Raw genomic sequence first — 19,620 nt, forward strand, 5'->3', positions numbered from 1 at the left:
CTCAGCGCATCATCCCGGGCAGCATGCCCTTCATGCCGCGCATCATCTTCTGCATGCCGCCCTTGGAGAACTGCTTCATCACCTTCTGCGTCTGCTCGAACTGATTGAGCAGGCGATTGACTTCCTGCACCGTCACGCCCGCCCCCGCCGCAATGCGCCGCTTGCGGCTCGCCTTCAGGAGTTCCGGCTTGGCACGCTCCAGCGGCGTCATCGAATTGATGATGCCCTCGATGCGCCCGATGGCCTTCTCCTCGACGCCGCCCTGCAACTTTCCGGCCATCTGCGAGAACTGCGCGGGCAGCTTGTCCATCATCGAGGCAAGCCCGCCCATCTTGCGCATCTGCGCGATCTGCTCCTTGAAGTCGTTGAGGTCGAAGCCCTTGCCGGTCTTGAGCTTCTCGGCGAAAGCGCGCGCCTTCTCCTCATCGACCCCGCGCCGCGCCTCCTCGACAAGGCCGAGGATGTCGCCCATGCCGAGGATGCGGCTGGCCATGCGCTCGGGATGGAATTCCTCGAGGCCGGTGAGTTTCTCGCCGACGCCGGCGAACTTCAGCGGCTTGCCGGTCACATGGCGGACCGACAGCGCCGCCCCGCCGCGCGCATCGCCGTCGAGCTTGGTGAGCACGACACCGGTCAGCGGCAACGCCTCGTTGAACGCCCGTGCCGTATTCACCGCGTCCTGGCCGAGCATCGCATCGACCACGAACAGCGTCTCCACCGGGTTGATCGCGGCATGGATTGCCTTGATCTCGTCCATCATCGCGGCGTCGATGGCGAGTCGGCCGGCCGTATCGAACAGCACCACGTCGTAATAATGGCGCCGCGCATGATCGACGACCGCGAGGGCGATATCGACGGGTTTCTGGTCAGGCGTCGTCGGGTAGAAATCGATCCCCGCCTGCGCCGACACCGCTTTCAGCTGCTCGATCGCGGCGGGCCGGTAGACGTCCGCCGAGACCGCGAGCACCTTCTTCTTCATCCGCTCGTGCAGCAGCTTGCCGAGCTTGCCGGTGGTGGTCGTCTTGCCGGCGCCCTGCAGGCCGGCCATCAGGATCACGGCCGGAGGCTGCGTAGCCAGATTCAGGCCGGAGTGGGTTCCACCCATCAGCGCCTTGAGTTCGTCGTGCACGACACCCACCAGCGCCTGGCCGGGCGTCAGTGAGCCGACGACTTCCTGGCCGACCGCCTTCTCCTTCACCCGCGCGATGAAGTCCTTGACCACGGGCAGGGCCACGTCCGCCTCAAGGAGCGCAAGGCGCACCTCGCGCATTGCATCCTGGATATTGTCTTCGGTGAGGCGAGCCTGGCCGCGCAGGGTCTTGACGACCTTGGACAGGCGCTGAGTGAGATTGTCGAGCATATTGGCTGGGGCCCTAGGCCTTGGAGTAAACTGCGGGGAACTATGCAAACCATTCTACTTCATCTGTTCGCCGCGACGCTCTACGCGGTCCTGGGTGCCCACTTCTGGCGAGTCACGGCCCGAGCCGCGCCGAACCAGCCGCGGCGCAACATGTCGGTCGCGGAACGGCTCACGATGTTCGGCGCGATCGTCGCCCACGGCTTGGCACTACAGGGAGAACTGTTCCCCGGCGAGGGCATGCGCTTCGGCTTTGGCTTCGCCGTTTCGCTCGTCATCTGGCTGGCGGTTTGCTTCTACTGGATCGAAACCTTCTACGCCCGCCTCGACGGACTGCACGGCTTCGTCGTCGCCGCCGGCGTTGCGGGCAGCCTGTTGCCCCTCGTTTTTCGCGGACAGCACCTCCTCGTCAATGCCGGCAGCCCCGGGTTCCGCGCCCACTTCATCATGGCCATGCTGGCCTACAGCGTTTTCACGCTGGCGGCGCTGCACGCGATGCTGATGGCCATCGCCGAGCGGCAGCTGCACAGCGGGCGGCTCACCAAGACCTTCGCAAGCCTGCCCCCGCTGCTCACGATGGAGACGCTGCTGTTCCGACTCATCGGCATCGCGTTCATCCTCCTGACCCTTACCCTGGGTTCCGGGGTCGTGTTCTCGGAAGCGCTGTTCGGGCAGCCTTTCCGCCTCGACCACAAGACCGTCTTTGCAATCGTTTCATGGCTGCTTTTCGGGGCCCTGCTGGTCGGACGGCGCGCCTGGGGCTGGCGCGGCCGCGTCGCGCTGCGCTGGACGCTGGCGGGCTTCATTGCGCTGGTGCTGGCATATGTCGGCAGCCGTTTCGTGATCGAGGTGCTGCTCGGACGCGCCACCTGAACGAGAGCGGGCGGCCTCTGATGCCGCAGGACGTTTCGACCGCGACCTTTACAATTCATTACGCGGCGGGCAAGATCGAATGTCAGTTAGCTAAGACCGGGACATGGCAGCAAACCCCCAGACCGCCCTGAGCGGACTCGCGCGAGCACTGATCCAGCACGGCCGGCTCTCCGAAGCCGACGCGGCGGCGTGCACCAAGAGCGCGGCAAACGTCCCGAACGGCTTCATCCTCGAACTTGCACAGCGCAAGCTCCTGACCACCAAGGCCGTTGCCTGGTTCGCCGCCGAAACCTTCGGCTACCCGCTGCTCGACATTTCGTCAGTCGATCGCGCCAGCATCCCCCGCGACGCGATCGACCGCAAGCTGATGGCCAAGCACCAGGTCGTCGCCCTGGGGAAGCGCCAGAACCGCCTCACCGTTGCGACGGCCGATCCGTCCAACATGCGCGCGCTCGACGAGATCCGCTTCCAGACCGGGATGCAGGTCGACCTCATCGTCGTCGAGGCCGATCGCCTGGCACGCCTTGCCGAAACCCTGTCGGAATCGACCGAGGACACGCTCAAGGACCTGACGGGCGAAGAGTTCGACATGGACCTCCTGCAGGACCAGGAGGCCACGGAACAGGCCAGCGAGGATGCCTCGGCGGAAGTCGATGACGCCCCGGTCGTCAAGTTCATTCAGAAGGTCCTGATCGACGCCATCAATGAAGGCGCGTCCGACATCCACTTCGAGCCGTACGAAAAGTACTACCGCATCCGCGTCCGCACCGACGGCATCCTGCGGGAAATCGCCCAGCCGCCGCTGATCCTGAAGGAGAAGATCGCGGCACGCATCAAGGTCATCTCGCGCCTGGACATTTCGGAAAAGCGCATCCCGCAGGACGGGCGCATGAAGCTCGTCCTGTCGAAGAACAAGTCGATCGACTTCCGGGTGTCCTCGCTGCCGACACTGCATGGCGAAAAGATCGTCATGCGTATTCTCGATGCATCCTCCGCGATGCTGGGGGTCGACGCGCTCGGTTACGAGCCGGAGCAGAAAAAGGTGCTGCTCGATGCGATCGAACGCCCATACGGCATGATCCTCGTGACGGGACCGACCGGATCGGGCAAGACCGTCTCGCTCTACACCTGCCTCAACATCCTCAACAAGCCCGGCGTCAACATCTCGACGGCCGAGGACCCGGCGGAAATCAACCTGGCCGGCATCAACCAGGTCAACGTGAACGACAAGGCCGGCCTGACCTTCGCCGCATCGCTGCGCGCCTTCCTGCGCCAGGATCCGGACGTGATCATGGTCGGCGAAATCCGCGACCTCGAGACCGCCGAAATCTCCATCAAGGCGGCGCAGACCGGCCACCTCGTGCTGTCGACGCTGCACACCAACGACGCCCCGACCACACTCGAGCGCCTGCGCAACATGGGCGTTGCCCCGTTCAACATCGCCTCCTCCGTCATCCTGATCACCGCACAACGCCTGGCGCGACGCCTGTGCACGTGCAAGCAACCGGTCGACATCCCGGTGGAAGCCCTGCTCCAGGCGGGCTTCAGCGGCGAGGACCTCGACGGCAGCTGGCGCCCATACGGCCCTGTCGGCTGCGAGCGCTGCAAGGGCAGCGGCTACAAGGGGCGCCTGGGTATCTATCAGGTCATGCCCATCTCCGAGGAAATTGCCCATATCATCATGACCAACGGCAATTCGATGGACATTGCGGCACAGGCTCAGCGCGAAGGCGTCCGCGACCTGCGCCAGTCCGGCCTGCTGAAAGTGAAACAGGGTGCGACCTCGCTCGAGGAAGTGCTCGCCACCACCAACGAATAGGGAACATCGAACGCTCATGGCGACCACCACCACCCGAGCCAGAGGCGCCGCTGCCGGCCCCAAGGAAACCCTCTACACGTGGGAAGGCAAGGACAAGAACGGCAAGCAGGTGCGCGGCGAAATGCGCGCCAGCGGCGAGTCGGTCGTGCAGGCCACGCTGCGCCGTCAGGGCGTGCAGGTCCTCAAGGTCAAGAAGGCCAAGATGTCCCGCGGGCACAAGATCACCGACAAGGACATCGCGCTGTTCACGCGTCAGCTGGCGACGATGATGAAGTCCGGCGTGCCGCTGCTGCAGGCCTTCGACATCGGCATCAAGGGCTCCGGCAACCCCAGCCTGGCACGCCTGCTCAATGAGGTGCGCAACGACGTCGAGACCGGCTCCAGCCTCTCCCAGGCCTTCAGCAAGCATCCCGTGTATTTCGACAAGCTGTTCTGCAACCTGGTCGGCGCCGGCGAGCAGGCTGGTATCCTCGACGGCCTCCTCGACCGCATCGCGACCTACAAGGAAAAGATTCTCGCGATCAAGGGCAAGATCAAGTCCGCGATGTTCTATCCGATGGCGGTCATCGTCGTCGCTGCGATCGTCGTGACGGTGATCATGCTGTTCGTGGTGCCCGAGTTCAAGAAGGTGTTCGCGAGCTTCGGCGCGGAACTCCCGGCCCCGACGATGATGGTGATCGGAATCTCCGACGCCTTCGTCGAATACTGGTACATCATATTCGGCATCATTGCCGGCGTGATCACGGGAATCAGCTACACGTACAAACGCTCGACGGCGATGCAGATCGCACTCGACCGGATAATTCTCAAGCTGCCCGTCGTCGGCGATATCGTGCTGAAGGCAACGATCGCGCGCTGGACGCGCACACTTTCAACGATGTTCGCAGCGGGTGTGCCGCTCGTCGAAGCCCTTGATTCGGTCGGCGGCGCCTCGGGCAACTACGTGTACCAGACGGCGACGAAGCAGATCCAGAACGAAGTGAGCACCGGCACCAGCCTGACCGTGGCGATGCAGAACTCCAGCGTCTTCCCCAGCATGGTCGTGCAGATGGTGTCGATCGGCGAGGAGTCGGGCCAACTCGACTCCATGCTCGGCAAGGTCGCAGACTTCTTCGAGCAGGAAGTTGACGACGCTGTCGCGGGCCTGTCGACCCTGCTCGAACCGCTCATCATGGTCTTCCTCGGCACGGTCATCGGCGGCCTCGTCGTCGCGATGTACCTGCCGATCTTCAAGCTCGGCCAGGTCGTCTGACCCCTCCCTGCCGCCCGGCCCCGACGCGCCGGGCGGCGCCACACAAGCACGACCATGCCAGACTTCCTTCGCGACCCGATCGTCTTCACTTTCCTTGCCACGCTCCTCGGCCTTTTCGTCGGCAGCTTCCTGAACGTCGTGATCCATCGCCTGCCACAGATGATGGAGCGCGAATGGCACGCGCAGGCGGCGGAACTGCGCAATGAACCGCCTCCCCAACAGGAAACCTTCAACCTCGCCACCCCGCGCTCGCGCTGCCCGCATTGCGGGCACCTGATCACCGCGCTGGAGAACATCCCGGTTGTCAGCTACCTGATGCTGCGCGGGCGCTGCCGCCATTGCAGCGCCCCCATCAGCCGCCGCTACCCCGTGGTCGAGATGCTGACGGCCGTCCTGTCGGGTTACGCGGCCTGGCACTTCGGCTTCGGCCTCGCCAGCCTCGGCGCCCTCGTCTTCGTGTGGACGATGATCGCCCTGGCCTTCATCGACCTCGACACCCAGCTTCTGCCCGACAGCCTGACGCTGCCCCTGCTGTGGCTGGGACTCGCGCTCAACCTCGGCGGGACCTACGCGGACATTTCCACCAGCGTGATCGGTGCGATGGCCGGCTACCTGGCGCTGTGGTCCGTGTATTGGCTGTTCAGGCTGGCAACCGGCAAGGAAGGCATGGGTTATGGCGATTTCAAGCTGCTCGCCGCCATCGGGGCCTGGCTGGGATGGCAGATGCTGCCGCTCACGATCCTGTTCTCGTCGCTGGTCGGCGCGGCGGTCGGCATCAGCCTGATCGTCTTTGCGCGACACGGCCGCAACGTCCCCATCCCCTTCGGCCCCTATCTTGCTGCGGCCGGCGTGCTGGCGATGTTCTGGGGGCAGAGCCTGACGAGCGCCTACCTCGGCAACCTCTAACGCGGGCTTGAATACTGCGCCCCAGCCCCCATATCGGAATGGTTGCCATGCGCGCGGCCGGCGCCTCCCTTCTCGCCAATGCTGCGTTGCGCTAGACTTCGAAGCTTGATTTCCGGAGGTTGCCATGCCCATTTATGAATATCGTTGCGACAGCTGCGGGTTCCAGAAGGAACATCTCCAGAAGATGAGCGACGAACCGCTCACCGTCTGCCCGTCCTGCAACGCGAACAGCTATCAGAAGCAGCTCTCCGCAGCGGGCTTCCAGCTGAAGGGCACCGGCTGGTATGCGACGGATTTCAAGGGCAGCGGCTCGTCCGCGCCGGCGAAAGCAGAACCCGCCGCTGCGCCCGCCGGCTGTGGCGGCGCGTGCGCCTGCCACCCGGGCTGAGGGCGTCCGCGGCACGTGAAAAAGTATTTCATCACCGGACTGCTGATCTGGATCCCGCTGTCGATCACCTTCATGGTCCTGGCGTGGATCGTCGGCACGCTCGACCAGATCATCGAGTGGCTGCCTAACGGCCTTCAGCCGAGGAGCCTGCTCGGCTTCGACATTCCCGGCGCCGGCCTCGTCGTCGGCCTTGTCATCCTGCTCAGCACCGGTCTCATTGCGGCCAACGTCATCGGCCAGAAGGTCGTCCGCTACTGGGAAGCCCTCCTCGCCCGCATCCCGGTGGTGAAGTCGCTCTACTACGGCGTAAAGCAGGTTTCCGATACGCTGTTTTCCAGCTCCGGGCAGGCATTCCGCAAGGCGCTGCTGGTCCAGTACCCGCGCCAGGGGTCATGGACGATCGCCTTCCTCACCGGCAAGCCCGGCGGCGACGCTGCCAATCACCTCAAGGGCGAGCATGTCAGCGTGTACGTGCCGACCACGCCCAACCCCACCTCGGGCTTCTTCCTCATGATGGCCAAGGAAGACGTGATCGAACTCGACATGAGTGTCGATGAAGCCCTGAAGTACATCATCTCGATGGGCGTGGTGGCACCTTCCCCGCACATCGCTCCAGCGCGCCCGGCGCTCCTGAATGAGTAACCTCGCGGCCCGTAGCGGCCGCGCCTTCGTTTCGGAACTGAACCCATGCGAACCAAGTACTGCGGACAGGTAACCGCCGCCGATCTCGACCAGACCGTGACCCTGTGCGGCTGGGTCCACCGCCGCCGTGACCACGGCGGGGTCATCTTCATTGACCTGCGCGACCGCGAGGGGCTCGTGCAGGTCGTGTGCGACCCGGACCGCGCCGACACCTTCCGTACGGCGGAGTCGATCCGCAACGAATACGTGATCAACCTCACTGGCAAGGTGCGCCGCCGTCCCGCGGGCACCGAGAACGCCAACCTCGTCTCGGGCGAGATCGAGGTGCTGTGCCACACGATCGAGGTGCTCAACGCCTCTGCGACGCCACCCTTCCAGCTCGATGACGACAACCTGTCCGAAAACGTGCGGCTGGTGAATCGCGTCATCGACCTGCGCCGTCCGCAGATGCAGAAGAACATGATGCTGCGCTACAAGGTGGCGATGGCCTTCCGCCGCTTCCTGGACGGGCAGGGCTTCATCGACATCGAGACGCCGATGCTCACCAAGAGCACGCCCGAGGGCGCACGCGACTACCTCGTTCCCTCGCGTGTGCATCCGGGCCAGTTCTTCGCGCTGCCTCAGTCGCCGCAACTCTTCAAACAGCTGCTGATGGTCGCCGGCTTCGACCGTTACTACCAGATCACCAAGTGCTTCCGCGACGAGGACCTGCGCGCCGACCGCCAGCCCGAATTCACCCAGGTCGATATCGAGACCTCGTTCCTGAACGAGACCGAGATCACCGCGATCATGGAAGACATGATCCGTTTCGTGTTCAAGGAAGCGCTCGCGGTCGAACTGCCGAATCCGTTCCCGCGCATGACCTATGCCGAGGCGATGCGCCGCTTCGGCTCGGACAAGCCGGACATGCGCGTGACGCTGGAACTCACGGAAGTCACCGATGCCGTGCAGGATGTGGCGTTCAAGGTGTTCAGCGGTCCGGCGACCAGCGGCGGCCGTGTCGCTGCGCTGCGCGTACCGGGTGGCGCCTCCCTCACCCGCGGCGAGATCGACGAATACACCAAGTTCGTCGGTATCTACGGCGCCAAGGGTCTCGCCTACATCAAGGTCAATGACGCCAGCCAGCCGAACGAGGCGGGCCTGCAGTCGCCGATCGTCAAGAACCTGCACGAGACCGCGCTGCGCACGATCCTCGAGCGCACCGGTGCGCAATCCGGCGACCTGATCTTCTTCGGCGCCGACAAGACCAAGGTCGTCAACGACGCCCTCGGCGCCCTGCGGATCAAGCTCGGCCACGAGAAGGGCTATGTCACCGGCGACGCCTGGCGTCCGCTGTGGGTGGTCGATTTCCCGATGTTCGAATACGACGACGACGACAAGCGCTGGGTCGCCTGCCACCACCCGTTCACGAGCCCGAAGGACGACCATGTCGAACTGCTCGAGTCGAACCCGGGCGAATGCCTCGCGAAGGCCTACGATCTGGCGCTCAACGGCTGGGAGATCGGCGGGGGCTCGGTGCGTATCCATCGCGCAGAGGTGCAGTCGCGCGTGTTCGAGGCGCTCAACATTGGTCCGGAGGAGCAGCAGGTCAAGTTCGGCTTCCTGCTCGACGCGCTCAAGTACGGCGCGCCACCGCATGGTGGTCTTGCGTTCGGCCTCGATCGCATCGTGACCCTGATGACCGGAGCCGAGTCGATCCGCGACGTGATCGCCTTCCCGAAAACCCAGCGTGCTCAGTGCCTGCTCACCGACGCACCGAGCGCGGTCGACGAGAAGCAGCTGCGCGAACTTCACATCCGTCTGCGCCAGAAGGTCGAGACGCAGGTCGAGGTCGCCAAGGCCTGACCGCTCACGCGCGCAGCATCATCGGAGGGCAGATGGGCGACCATCTGCCCTTTTTCTTTGGGCCGTGGGTGCCATCAGCAACGGCATACGCGGAAAAGCTACAGAATTTCCCCGACATTGCCGTAAGCTTGGGAAACGCCCCCGACGTGGCGTCACCTGTTCAGACCCCAATCGAACCATGGCAGACCTCGAACGCCTGAATCTCCTCATCGTTGAAAGCAACCAGGGCATGCGCAGCCAGTTGCGGTCGATGCTCAACAGCTTCGGGATTGCCAACGTCAAGTTCGCCCCCTCTGCCGGGGCGGCCATCAGCCGCCTGCGCGACCGACGCTTCGACGTGATCCTGAGCGAATACAGCCTTGGCGATGGCCAGGACGGTCAACACCTGCTCGAGGATCTGCGCAACAAGGAGATCATTCCGCTCGATACGCTGTTCATCATGATCACGGGCGAGCGCAATTACGAACGCGTGGTCAGTGCGGCGGAGCTCGCGCCGAACGACTACATCCTGAAGCCGCTCACCCCCGACATGCTGCACATGCGGCTGTTGCGGGCGCTGGAAAAGCGCGAGATTTTCCTGCCTGCCTACCGGCTCATCGAAGCCGGCGAAACGCAGCGGGCGATCGAAGTCTGCACGACCCGGGCGGAAACTCACCCGCGCTACCGCATCGACTTCCTGCGGCTGGAGGCGGAACTGCACGCCGCACTCGGGCATGTGGAACAGGCGGAGGGCATCTACCGCGAGATTCTCGCCGCCAAGGCGGTGCCGTGGGCAAGGCTCGGCCTCGCCAAGATGTTGTTCGCGAGGAAGGACTACGCCGGCGCGGAAGAGATCCTGAGCGCACTGGTGGCCGAAAGCAGCCGGTACGTCGACGCCTACGACTGGCTCGCGCGCACGCGCGAGGAAACGGGGCGCATCGAGGAGGCACGCGACGTGCTGACCAGCGCCGTAGCCCTGTCGCCGCACCGCCTGGGACGCCTGCGCCACCTGGGCAGTGTGCAGCTCGCCGCCGGTGACGGCGCTGCTGCCGAGCGGACGCTCGCCGAGGTTGTGCGCAAGGGTAAATACTCGGATTTCCGCGACCCGGAAGACCACGTCCATCTGGTCCGGGCACAACTCAGCCAAGGCCGCACCGAGGAAGCGCAGGCGACAATCCGCGATCTGGAGTCGAGCATGGGCGGGATGGCGGCGACGCCGGTATGCGCCTCGCTCTCGAAGGCCCTGTATCACACCAGCACCGGCGCAGGGGATCTCGCGCAGGCCGCGCTCCAGAATGCGCTGCAGGCAGGGGCGGCGCTGTCGTCCCTGTCAACCGACATGAAGCAGGAGCTCGTCAAGGCCTGCCTGGACAACCACATGGAGGCCGAAGGCAGCCAGCTGGTGATCGACATCCTGCGCAACGCAGCGGACGAGCGCACGGTGGAGAAGACCCGCGCGATCCTGCAGGAGCGGGGGCATGGCGAGCTGTCGAACGAGCTAGAGGAGCGCGTCCATGTCGAGGTGCGCGGGCTGATTTCCGCCGGCGCAGACATGGTCAAGGCCGGGGACTTCGACGGCGCAGTGCGGGAGATGATGGCCGCGGTGCAGAAGATGCCGGGAAATCCGCACGTGCTCTTCAATGCCGCACTCGCCCTGTTGCGACACATCGAGAACCGGGGCTGGAACGAGCGCCTGGCGGCCCAGGCGCGCGGCCTGATCGCGCGCACGCGGCGGCTCGACCCCGGCAACCCGCGTCTCGATGCGTTGAGCGGCTTCATGCAGCAGCTGGTCAGGAAATACAATCCGCGCCAGGGCGGTTGATCCCGGGAGGGCCGGATTCCGCCGCCCCCCGATCCGACCAGCCATCAGGAGATTCACTTGCGGGCACTGATACTGAGATTCGCGCTGTTCGCTGCAACGGCGCTCGCAGCCTTGCCGGGATGCGGCCGCGGGCCGGACAACGCGACGACCGACGCGCTCCCGCGCGAGGCGCAGGCGACGCTCGCGCTGATCGACCGTGGCGGACCTTTTCCATATCGCAAGGACGGCACAGTGTTCCAGAACCGGGAGCGCCTGCTGCCCGAAAAGCCGCGCGGCTACTACCGCGAATACACCGTGCCGACGCCGGGCGAGAACGACCGTGGCGCGCGCCGCATCGTCACGGGGGGGAATCCTCCCGAGGTGTATTACTACACCGCCGATCACTATCGCAGTTTCCGCCGCTTCGATCCGCGGCGCTGAAGCGGGAGGAAGGAATGGACGACCTTGATCGACTCGCCGACAGACTGCACCAGGCCTCCGGCGCCGGGGTGTATCACTTGCCGGCGGACGGCGGGGGCGCCATAGCCGCCGCAGCCGCTGCGGTGGGCTTGGGAGTGGCGCGTGCAGACCTGTCCGGTTGCCGGGACAAGGCCGAGTTCCTGCGCCGGGTCGCTGCGGCACTGCGTTTTCCCGAATGGTTCGGCCACAACTGGGACGCCCTCGCGGACTGTGTGACGGACATGAGCTGGTGGCCGGCCCACGGCCATGTGCTGATCCTGGAGCACGCGGATGGATTTCGCGTCGCGGCAGAACGGGACTTTCTCGAGGCGCTCGAGATTCTCGGGGAGGCGGCCAGCGACTGGGCCGCACAAGACGTTCCCTTCTGGATCTTCGTCGGGCTGACAGCCGACGGAATCGGCCGTCTGCGCGGATTCTGACGCGAGCGATGGCCTACAAGCTGCCCGAGTCGGTGCTCGTCGTGGTACATACGCCGGCGCTCGACGTGTTGTTGCTGCAGCGCGTGTCGCCGCCGGGCTTCTGGCAGTCGGTCACCGGAAGCCTGGAGCCGGGCGAATCGCCTGCGGAGGCGGCGCTGCGGGAGATTGGCGAGGAAACGGGGATCGCGGCCCGGCTGCAGGACCTCGTCGATTGGCGGCACTGCAACCGCTTCGCGATCCGCGAGGAGTGGCGCCACCGCTATGCGCCGGACGTGTCCCACAATCTCGAGCACGTCTTCAGCCTGTGCGTGCCCGAGGGCCAGCCGGTCGCGCTCGCGCCCGACGAGCACGACGCGACACTTTGGCTGCCGCGCGACGCGGCTGCGGCGAAGGTCTTCTCGTGGACCAATCGCGATGCGATCCTGCAACTGCCCGATCATTTCCCGGCAGGCAGCAGACGCTAGGAACATCGCCTTCAGGCACGCCGGACAATAACAACCCGCACCTTCGTGCGGAACCATGATCGCGGGCGGCAACGCCACACTCCGACGCGCGGGCTCGCCCGCCGGCATTCCGCAGGCAAAGAATGCCCCGCCGCGCCGACATGTCGATGTGACGCTCGACGGCTCGGATGAATGCGGATTTATTTCATCGGGGGGCCGCTCAGATGAATCCGCGATTGCAGCCAGGGGCCCTTTTCTCTCTTGAAATGCCGCATCCCGTATCTATATTTGGGATGAGAAGACCATGTTGTCAGAGAGGAGAAAGCCATGAGCAACCTGATTCGTCGCGATCCCTTCGATGACCTGCTGCGCGGTTTCTTCGTCCGTCCGGTCGATATCGGCGGCGGCGTCAGCGAAGCTCCCCAGATGCGCGTGGATGTGAAGGAGGACAACGACGCCTACCAGGTCCACGCAGAACTGCCGGGCATCAGTAAGGAGGATATCCACGTGCACATCGACGGCCCGGTGGTGTCGATCAGTGCCGAGCGCAAGCAGGAGAAGGAAGTCAAGGAAGGCGAGCGTGTGCTGCGCACCGAGCGGTATTTTGGCAAGGTGTCGCGCAGCTTCCAGCTCGGCCAGGAAATCGACGAAGCCAAATCGAGCGCCAAGTTCAAGGATGGCGTGCTCGAACTGAGCCTGCCCAAGAAGGCACATGAGCAGGTGAAGCGGCTGACGATCGACTGACGTCCCGACTGCTGCGCGTCCGGCAAGCCGCAATCCTTCGCCATGGGGGGATTGCGGCTTCTGCTTTGCAGCATGACTCTTTAAAATGGCGGCGCACAATCATCCAGGAAGCTGCCATGTCCGACTCCCCCGACACCGATAAGGTGACGCCCGCCCTGAAGGCCGAGATCCTCGCGGAGGCCCTGCCCTACATCAAGCGTTTCTTCGACAAGACGATCGTTATCAAGTACGGCGGCAATGCGATGACCGATCCCAAGCTGAAGGACTGCTTCGCGCGCGACGTCGTGCTGCTGAAGCTGGTGGGACTGAATCCGGTCGTGGTGCATGGCGGCGGCCCGCAGATCGAGAACCTGCTCGCACGCGTCGGCAAGAAGGGCGAGTTCGTGCAGGGGATGCGCGTGACCGACGCCGAGACGATGGAAGTCGTCGAGATGGTGCTGGGCGGCCAGGTGAACAAGGAGATCGTGAATCTCATCAACCAGGCGGGCGGCAAGGCCGTGGGCCTGACCGGCAAGGACGCGAACTTCATCCGCGCGAAGAAGCTGATGATGCAGAAGAAGGACGCACCGCCGGGAGACTTGGTCGATATCGGCCAGGTCGGCGAGATCACGCAGATCGACCCCAGCCTGATCTCCTTCCTCGACCAGGGAGACTTCATTCCGGTGATCGCGCCGATCGGCGTCGGCGAGGAGGGCGAGACCTACAACATCAACGCCGACGTGGTGGCCGGCAAGCTCGCCGAGATCCTCAAGGCCGAGAAGCTGGTGCTGTTGACGAACACGCCGGGCGTGCTGGACAAGGACGGCAATCTCCTTACCGGCCTCACGCCGCGCCAGATCGACGGCCTCGTCGAGGACGGCACACTGTCGGGCGGCATGCTGCCGAAGATCGGCTCGGCGCTGGATGCGGCGCGCAACGGCGTGAAGTCGGTGCACATCATCGACGGTCGCGTCGAACACTGCCTGCTGCTGGAGATCCTGACCGACCACGGCGTCGGCACGATGATCAAGAGCAAGTAAGCCGCACCCTCGGGCCGCGCGGTGCTTGCGTAGGGCGGGAGGAGCATAGCGCATCCCGCCAATCCGGCGGTCGGAAGCGGTCCACGGGCCGCGTGGCGGGATACGCCTTCGGCTCCTCCCGCCCTACGGGGCTGAGCGAAGTCGAAGGGCTCCGCCCGAACGGAAGTTAATGGAAACGCCTCGACCGCTTCGCGCGAGCCGGGGCGTTTTCGCGCTGGGGATCAGTCGCCCAGCCCGCCTCGGCGCTGCAACTCCAGCACGAGATAGGTGGCCGCCTCGTCGGCGCTCATCGTCACGGTGTTGATGCGCACGTCGGGCGCCTCCGGCGCCTCGTAGGGCGAGTCGATACCGGTGAAGTTCTTGAGCTCGCCGCGCCGCGCCTTTTTGTACAGGCCCTTGGCATCGCGTCCCTCGGCGACTTCGAGGGGCGTGTCGATGAACACTTCGATGAACTCGTCTTCGGCCACCAGGCTGCGCGCCATCTGGCGCTCGGCGCGGAAGGGCGAGATGAAGGCGGTGATGACGATGAGGCCGGCATCGACCATCAGTTTGGCGACCTCGGCCACGCGGCGGATGTTTTCGACGCGGTCGGCCTCGGTGAAGCCGAGGTCCTTGTTGAGCCCGTGGCGCACGTTGTCGCCGTCGAGCAGGTAGGTGTGATAGCCGTGCGCGTGCAGCTTCTTCTCGACGAGGTTGGCGATGGTCGACTTGCCGGCGCCCGACAGGCCGGTGAACCACAGCACGCACGGCTTCTGGTGCTTGAGCGCGGCGCGCGCAGCCTTGTCGACGTCGACGTGCTGCATGTGGATGTTCTGGCTGCGGCGCAGCGCGAAGTGGATCAGCCCCGCGCCGACGGTGTTGTTGCTCAGGCGGTCGATGAGGATGAAGCCGCCGGTGTCGCGGTTGTCGGCATAGGGATCGAAGGCGATCGGGCGGTCGAGGCTGAGGTTGCACACGCCGATCGCGTTGAGGTCCAGCGTGCGCGCGGCCACGTGTTCCAGGGTGTTCACGTTGACCTGGTACTTGATGTGGGTGACGGTCGCGGTGACGGTCTTCGCCCCGATCTTGAGCAGATAGGGGCGCCCAGGCAGCAGCGGCTCGTCGTGCATCCATACGAGCGTCGTCTCGAACTGGTCGGCCGAGCCGGCGGGCGAGTCGGCGGTCGAGATGACGTCGCCACGCGAGATGTCGATCTCGTCGGCGAGGGTCAGCGTGATCGACTGGCCGGCGACGGCCTGCTCCAGGTCGCCGTCGCGCGTGACGATGCGCGCGACCGTGCTTTCCTTGCCCGAGGGCTGGACGCGGATGCGGTCACCGGGCTTCACGATGCCGCCGGCGACGGTGCCGGCGAAGCCGCGGAAATCGAGGTTCGGGCGATTGACCCACTGCACGGGCAGGCGGAAGGCTTGCTTCTGCAAGCGCTCGTCGTCGACCTCGACGGTTTCGAGGTAGCCCATCAGCGTCGTGCCGTGATACCAGGGCATGCTGGCGCTGGGCTCGATGATGTTGTCGCCTTTGTAGGCGGACATCGGGATGAAGGTCACGTCATCGAGGCCGATCTGTGCGGCGAAGCTGCGGTAGTCGTCGCAGATGCGCCGGAACACGGGCTCGGCGTAGTCGACGAGGTCCATCTTGTTGATCGCGACGACGATGTGGCGGATGCCCAGCAGCGACACGAGGTAGCTGTGGCGCCGAGTCTGCGTGAGCACGCCGCGGCGGGCATCGACCATCAGCACCGCGGCGTCGGCGGTCGAGGCGCCGGTCACCATGTTGCGGGTGTACTGCTCGTGGCCCGGCGTGTCGGCGACGATGAACTTGCGCTTGTCGGTGGAGAAGAAGCGATAGGCGACGTCGATCGTGATGCCCTGCTCGCGCTCGGCGGCGAGGCCGTCGACGAGCAGCGCGAAGTCGAGGTTCTCGCCCTGGGTGCCGTACTTCTTCGAGTCGGCTTCCATCGCGGCGAGCTGGTCTTCGAAGAGCATCTTCGATTCGTACAGCAGGCGGCCGATCAGCGTGCTCTTGCCGTCGTCAACGCTGCCACAGGTGATGAAGCGCAGCAGGCTCTTCTTCTCGTGCGCCTGCAGGTACAGCTCGATGTCGGTGGCGATCAGATCCGAGATGTGGGCCATGTCAGAAGTACCCCTCTTGTTTCTTCTTTTCCATCGAGGCGGCCGAGTCGTGGTCGATGACACGGCCCTGGCGTTCGGAGGTCTTGGTCAGCAGCATTTCCTGGATGATCGCGGGCAGCGTGTCGGCCTCGGACTCGACGGCACCGGTCAGCGGGTAGCAACCGAGCGTGCGGAAGCGCACCTTCTTCATCATCGGCACTTCGCCGGGATGCAGCGGCATGCGTTCGTCGTCGACCATGATCAGCGCGCCGTCACGCTCAACGACCGGGCGCACGGCGGCGAAGTAGAGCGGCACGATGGGCACCTTCTCGAGGTAGATGTATTGCCAGATGTCGAGTTCGGTCCAGTTCGACAGCGGAAACACCCGCATCGACTCGCCCTTGTGCTTGCGGGCGTTGTAGAGCTTCCACAGCTCGGGGCGCTGGCTCTTCGGGTCCCAGCGGTGCTGCGCGGTGCGGAAGGAGAAGATGCGCTCCTTGGCGCGGGATTTCTCCTCGTCGCGGCGTGCGCCGCCGAAGGCCGCATCGAATCCGTACTTGTCGAGCGCCTGCTTGAGGCCCTCGGTCTTCATGATGTCGGTGTGGATCGCCGAGCCGTGGGTGAAGGGGTTGATGTCCTTCGCGACCCCGTCGGGGTTGATATGCACGATGAGATCCAGCCCGAGCTTGCCCACCATCTCGTCGCGGAAGGCGTACATGTCGCGGAACTTCCAGCGCGTGTCGACGTGCAGCAGCGGGAACGGCGGGCGCGCCGGATGGAAGGCCTTCATCGCGAGGTGCAGCATCACCGCGCTGTCCTTGCCGATCGAATACAGCATCACCGGGTTTTCCGCTTCGGCGACCACCTCGCGCATGATGTGGATGCTTTCGGCTTCGAGACGCTGCAGGTGGGTAAGAGACATCGAGGTCCTCGTGATGACGATGAATTGCACAGCCGGCCCGCGTGATCGGGCCTACAATGCCGCGTCGTCAAGTATACCAACCGGCTGGAGCCCCACCTGTGTCAAATGCTCTTCCCCTTTCCGATCTCCTCGAACGACTGCTGCCGATCGTGCGCGACGCAGGGGATATCGTGATGTCGGTCTATGCGACGGACTTTTCGGTGCGCGGCAAGGACGACGCATCGCCGGTCACCGAGGCGGACGAACGCGCCGAGCAGGTTATCCTCGACGGGCTCGCAGCGCTCGCGCCCGAGATCCCCGTCGTGGCCGAGGAAGCGGTCGCCGCGGGGCGGGTTCCGGAGATTGGCAGACGTTTCTGGCTCGTCGATCCGCTGGACGGCACGAAGGAGTTCATCAAGCGCAATGGCGAATTCACGGTCAATATCGCCCTCGTCGAGGATGGCCTGCCGTTGCTCGGCGTGGTTCTGGCGCCCGCTCTCGGCAAGCTCTACGCAGGGGCCGTTGGCATCGGCGCCTTCATCGAGGATGCCAACGGCCGCCGGACGATCCGCTGCCGGGTGCCGCCGGCCGCGGGGCTCACCGTGGTCGCCAGCCGCTCGCACGGCGACGCAGCGGCGCTCGACGCCTTTCTCGCGGGACGCAAGGTCGCCAAGCTCGCAAGCGCCGGTTCCTCGCTCAAGCTGTGCCTGATCGCGACCGGCGAAGCCGACCTCTACCCCCGGCTCGGGCGCACGATGGAATGGGACATCGCCGCCGGCCATGCGGTGCTCGCTGCCGCCGGCGGGTGCGTCACCGACCTGGACGGGCGTCCGCTCGCCTATGCCAAGCCGGGTTTCGAGAACCCCCATTTCGCCGCGTGGGGCTTTGAAGAAGACGCAGCGCCCCAAGCCCGATGACGGCCTACGCAGTCCTCCTATCCATTGCCGCATTGCTCGCGCTGCTGATCCGCGGCCGCGTCGCACCGGCGATCCTGTTCACCGTATGGGCTGCGGCGTACTACCTCGCTGGACTCGTCAGCGAGCGCGAGTGGCTCGCCGGCTACACGAATTCAGCGCTGATCACCTTGATCGTGCTCTTGCTGGTGTCGCTGGCGCTGGAGCGCTCGCCACTCCTGGACCGCTTTTCGGATCTCGTACTGAGAGGTGGGCCGGCGCGGGCAATCCTGCGCCTGTCGGCCGTGACGACGCTGTTTTCGGCTGCCCTCAACAACACCGCGGTCGTCGGCGCCCTGCTGGGCGTCGTCTCCAAGCAACGCCGCGTGGCGCCATCGAAGCTGCTGATCCCGCTTTCGTACGCAGCGATCCTGGGCGGCGTTACGACCCTTGTCGGCACCTCGACGAACCTCGTCGTCAATTCCTTCGTGATCGACGCGGGGCTCCCGCCGCTGAAGATGTTCCAGTTCAGCCTCGTCGGCATTCCGCTGGCGCTCGCGTGCATCGCAGTGATGGTGCTGTGCTCGGGCCTGCTGCCGGCGCACGAGCCGGCCGAGCGGGAAAGCCGCCAGAGCTACTTTCTCGAAGCCCAGATCACCCGCGATTCGCCTCTGGCCGGCCGCAGCATAGAGCAGAACCGCTTGCGCAATCTCGATGGTCTGTTCCTGCTCGAACTCGAGCGCGAGGGGCGTCTGATCTCGCCGGTGGGGCCGGACGAGATTCTCGAGGAGGGCGACGTCCTCGTCTTCACCGGGCAGGTCGAAAAGGTGCAGGCGCTGCAGCAGATTCCCGGCCTGCAGGTGTTCGGCACGCGCGCCGACGCGCTGCTGGGCTCCAACCTCGTCGAGGTGGTGATCTCGAACGAGTCGATCCTGCCCAATCGCACGCTGCGGGAAGTGGACTTCCGCTCGCAGTTCGACGCCGGGGTCGTCGGCATCCGGCGCGGCGACAAGCGCCTGACCGGCCAGCTCGGGCGGATCCCGCTGCGCGTAGGCGACGCGCTGCTGCTCGCCGTCGGCCCCGACTTCGCCCAGCACCGCAACATCGACCGCAACTTCCACCTGCTCGACACTGGCGTGCTGCGGCCGAAGCTGACGTCGCACCAGAGCACGCTCGCGCTGAGCGGCTTCGCGCTCGCGATCGCGGTGTCCGCGGTCGGTATTTGGCCGCTGCTGAACTGCCTACTGGTGCTGCTCGCGATCCTGCTCGCGACGCGCATCCTGTCGGTGGGCGAGATGCGCCGGCGCTTTCCCTTCGATCTGCTGGTGACGATAGGCTCGGCGCTCGCGATCGCGAAGGCGCTGGAATCCTCGGGCGCGGCCGAACTGGTGGCCGACGCCATGCGCAGCCTGTTCGACGGGCACGGCGTGGTCGGGGCCTTCGTCGGCGTATACCTGATTACGGTCGTGCTGACCGAAGTGATCACGAACAACGCCGCCGCCGCGCTGGCGTTTCCGATCGCGCTATCGACCGCCCGCGCGTTCGACGTCGACCCGATGCCCTTCGTGATGGCGATCGCGTACGGGGCGAGCGCAGGCTTCCTGATCCCCTTCGGCTACCAGACCCACCTGATGGTGATGTCACCGGGCCGATACAGCACGCTGGACTTCTTCCGCATCGGCCTGCCAGTCAGCCTGACCTATTCCGCTGCGGTCCTGCTGCTGGTGCCGGTGTTCTTCCCGTTTTGAGAC

General features: G+C 65.1%; 18 protein-coding genes. 15 read left to right on the forward strand and 3 right to left on the reverse strand.

Features of this window, described 5'->3' with window-relative positions; translation table 11 throughout:
- Position 1: 1 nt before the first annotated feature.
- Complete coding sequence (ffh, locus tag U5817_RS20320) at positions 2–1,360, reverse strand: signal recognition particle protein (RefSeq protein WP_169125940.1); 1,359 nt, start codon at positions 1,358–1,360, stop codon at positions 2–4.
- A 42-nt stretch (positions 1,361–1,402) separates the two neighbouring features.
- Between ffh and U5817_RS20325 the strand changes: the two genes are divergently transcribed.
- The 13 genes from U5817_RS20325 (at position 1,403) to argB (ending at position 13,967) form a co-directional block, all read left to right on the forward strand.
- On the forward strand, positions 1,403–2,230 hold the full coding sequence (locus U5817_RS20325) for an inner membrane protein YpjD (protein WP_407278587.1): 828 nt from the start codon (positions 1,403–1,405) through the stop codon (positions 2,228–2,230).
- Positions 2,231–2,333: 103 nt separating this feature from the next.
- The gene (pilB, locus tag U5817_RS20330) at positions 2,334–4,049 is read left to right on the forward strand and encodes a type IV-A pilus assembly ATPase PilB (protein WP_407278588.1); all 1,716 of its coding nucleotides are present in this window, start codon (positions 2,334–2,336) and stop codon (positions 4,047–4,049) included.
- Positions 4,050–4,065: 16 nt separating this feature from the next.
- Positions 4,066–5,301, forward strand: a complete 1,236-nt coding sequence (locus U5817_RS20335; protein ID WP_407278589.1) for a type II secretion system F family protein — start codon at positions 4,066–4,068, stop codon at positions 5,299–5,301.
- 54 nt (positions 5,302–5,355) lie between these two features.
- On the forward strand, positions 5,356–6,207 hold the full coding sequence (locus U5817_RS20340; RefSeq protein WP_407278590.1) for a prepilin peptidase: 852 nt from the start codon (positions 5,356–5,358) through the stop codon (positions 6,205–6,207).
- A 124-nt stretch (positions 6,208–6,331) separates the two neighbouring features.
- Positions 6,332–6,595: an FmdB family zinc ribbon protein gene (locus U5817_RS20345; protein ID WP_169125945.1), complete on the forward strand. Its 264-nt coding sequence runs from the start codon at positions 6,332–6,334 to the stop codon at positions 6,593–6,595.
- Between the two features lie 15 nt (positions 6,596–6,610).
- Entirely contained in the window at positions 6,611–7,237 is a 627-nt protein-coding gene (locus U5817_RS20350; protein ID WP_169125946.1) for a DUF502 domain-containing protein, read from the forward strand.
- Between the two features lie 45 nt (positions 7,238–7,282).
- Complete coding sequence (aspS, locus tag U5817_RS20355) at positions 7,283–9,082, forward strand: aspartate--tRNA ligase (RefSeq protein ID WP_407278592.1); 1,800 nt, start codon at positions 7,283–7,285, stop codon at positions 9,080–9,082.
- 178 nt (positions 9,083–9,260) lie between these two features.
- Positions 9,261–10,883 (forward strand): tetratricopeptide repeat protein, encoded by a 1,623-nt coding sequence (locus U5817_RS20360; protein ID WP_407278593.1) that lies wholly within the window; start codon positions 9,261–9,263, stop codon positions 10,881–10,883.
- 57 nt (positions 10,884–10,940) lie between these two features.
- Positions 10,941–11,303, forward strand: coding sequence for a ribonuclease domain-containing protein (locus U5817_RS20365; protein ID WP_407278594.1), 363 nt, complete (start codon positions 10,941–10,943; stop codon positions 11,301–11,303).
- 14 nt (positions 11,304–11,317) lie between these two features.
- Complete coding sequence (locus tag U5817_RS20370; RefSeq protein ID WP_407278595.1) at positions 11,318–11,761, forward strand: barstar family protein; 444 nt, start codon at positions 11,318–11,320, stop codon at positions 11,759–11,761.
- An 8-nt stretch (positions 11,762–11,769) separates the two neighbouring features.
- A complete protein-coding gene (gene nudB, locus U5817_RS20375) occupies positions 11,770–12,225 on the forward strand; it encodes a dihydroneopterin triphosphate diphosphatase (protein WP_407278596.1) in 456 nt (151 codons plus the stop codon).
- A 306-nt stretch (positions 12,226–12,531) separates the two neighbouring features.
- On the forward strand, positions 12,532–12,948 hold the full coding sequence (locus tag U5817_RS20380; RefSeq protein ID WP_407278597.1) for an Hsp20/alpha crystallin family protein: 417 nt from the start codon (positions 12,532–12,534) through the stop codon (positions 12,946–12,948).
- A 116-nt stretch (positions 12,949–13,064) separates the two neighbouring features.
- The gene (gene argB / locus U5817_RS20385; RefSeq protein WP_169125953.1) at positions 13,065–13,967 is read left to right on the forward strand and encodes an acetylglutamate kinase; all 903 of its coding nucleotides are present in this window, start codon (positions 13,065–13,067) and stop codon (positions 13,965–13,967) included.
- Between the two features lie 221 nt (positions 13,968–14,188).
- Here the strand turns inward: argB and cysN are convergent, their stop codons facing one another.
- Positions 14,189–16,096 carry a sulfate adenylyltransferase subunit CysN gene (gene cysN / locus U5817_RS20390; RefSeq protein WP_407278598.1) on the reverse strand — a complete coding sequence of 636 codons (1,908 nt, stop codon included), beginning with the start codon at positions 16,094–16,096 and terminating at the stop codon, positions 14,189–14,191.
- Position 16,097: 1 nt separating this feature from the next.
- Positions 16,098–16,997: a sulfate adenylyltransferase subunit CysD gene (gene cysD, locus U5817_RS20395; RefSeq protein ID WP_169125954.1), complete on the reverse strand. Its 900-nt coding sequence runs from the start codon at positions 16,995–16,997 to the stop codon at positions 16,098–16,100.
- Between the two features lie 56 nt (positions 16,998–17,053).
- On the opposite strand from cysD, the gene cysQ reads away from it, so the two are divergent.
- Together cysQ and U5817_RS20405 are read left to right on the forward strand one after the other, a co-directional pair.
- The gene (gene cysQ, locus U5817_RS20400; RefSeq protein WP_407278599.1) at positions 17,054–17,893 is read left to right on the forward strand and encodes a 3'(2'),5'-bisphosphate nucleotidase CysQ; all 840 of its coding nucleotides are present in this window, start codon (positions 17,054–17,056) and stop codon (positions 17,891–17,893) included.
- Complete coding sequence (locus tag U5817_RS20405; protein WP_407278600.1) at positions 17,890–19,617, forward strand: SLC13 family permease; 1,728 nt, start codon at positions 17,890–17,892, stop codon at positions 19,615–19,617. Before cysQ ends, U5817_RS20405 begins: the two co-directional genes overlap by 4 nt.
- The last annotated feature ends 3 nt before the right edge of the window (positions 19,618–19,620 follow it).

The organism is Aromatoleum evansii, assembly GCF_045689615.1.
Lineage (GTDB): Bacteria > Pseudomonadota > Gammaproteobacteria > Burkholderiales > Rhodocyclaceae > Aromatoleum > Aromatoleum evansii.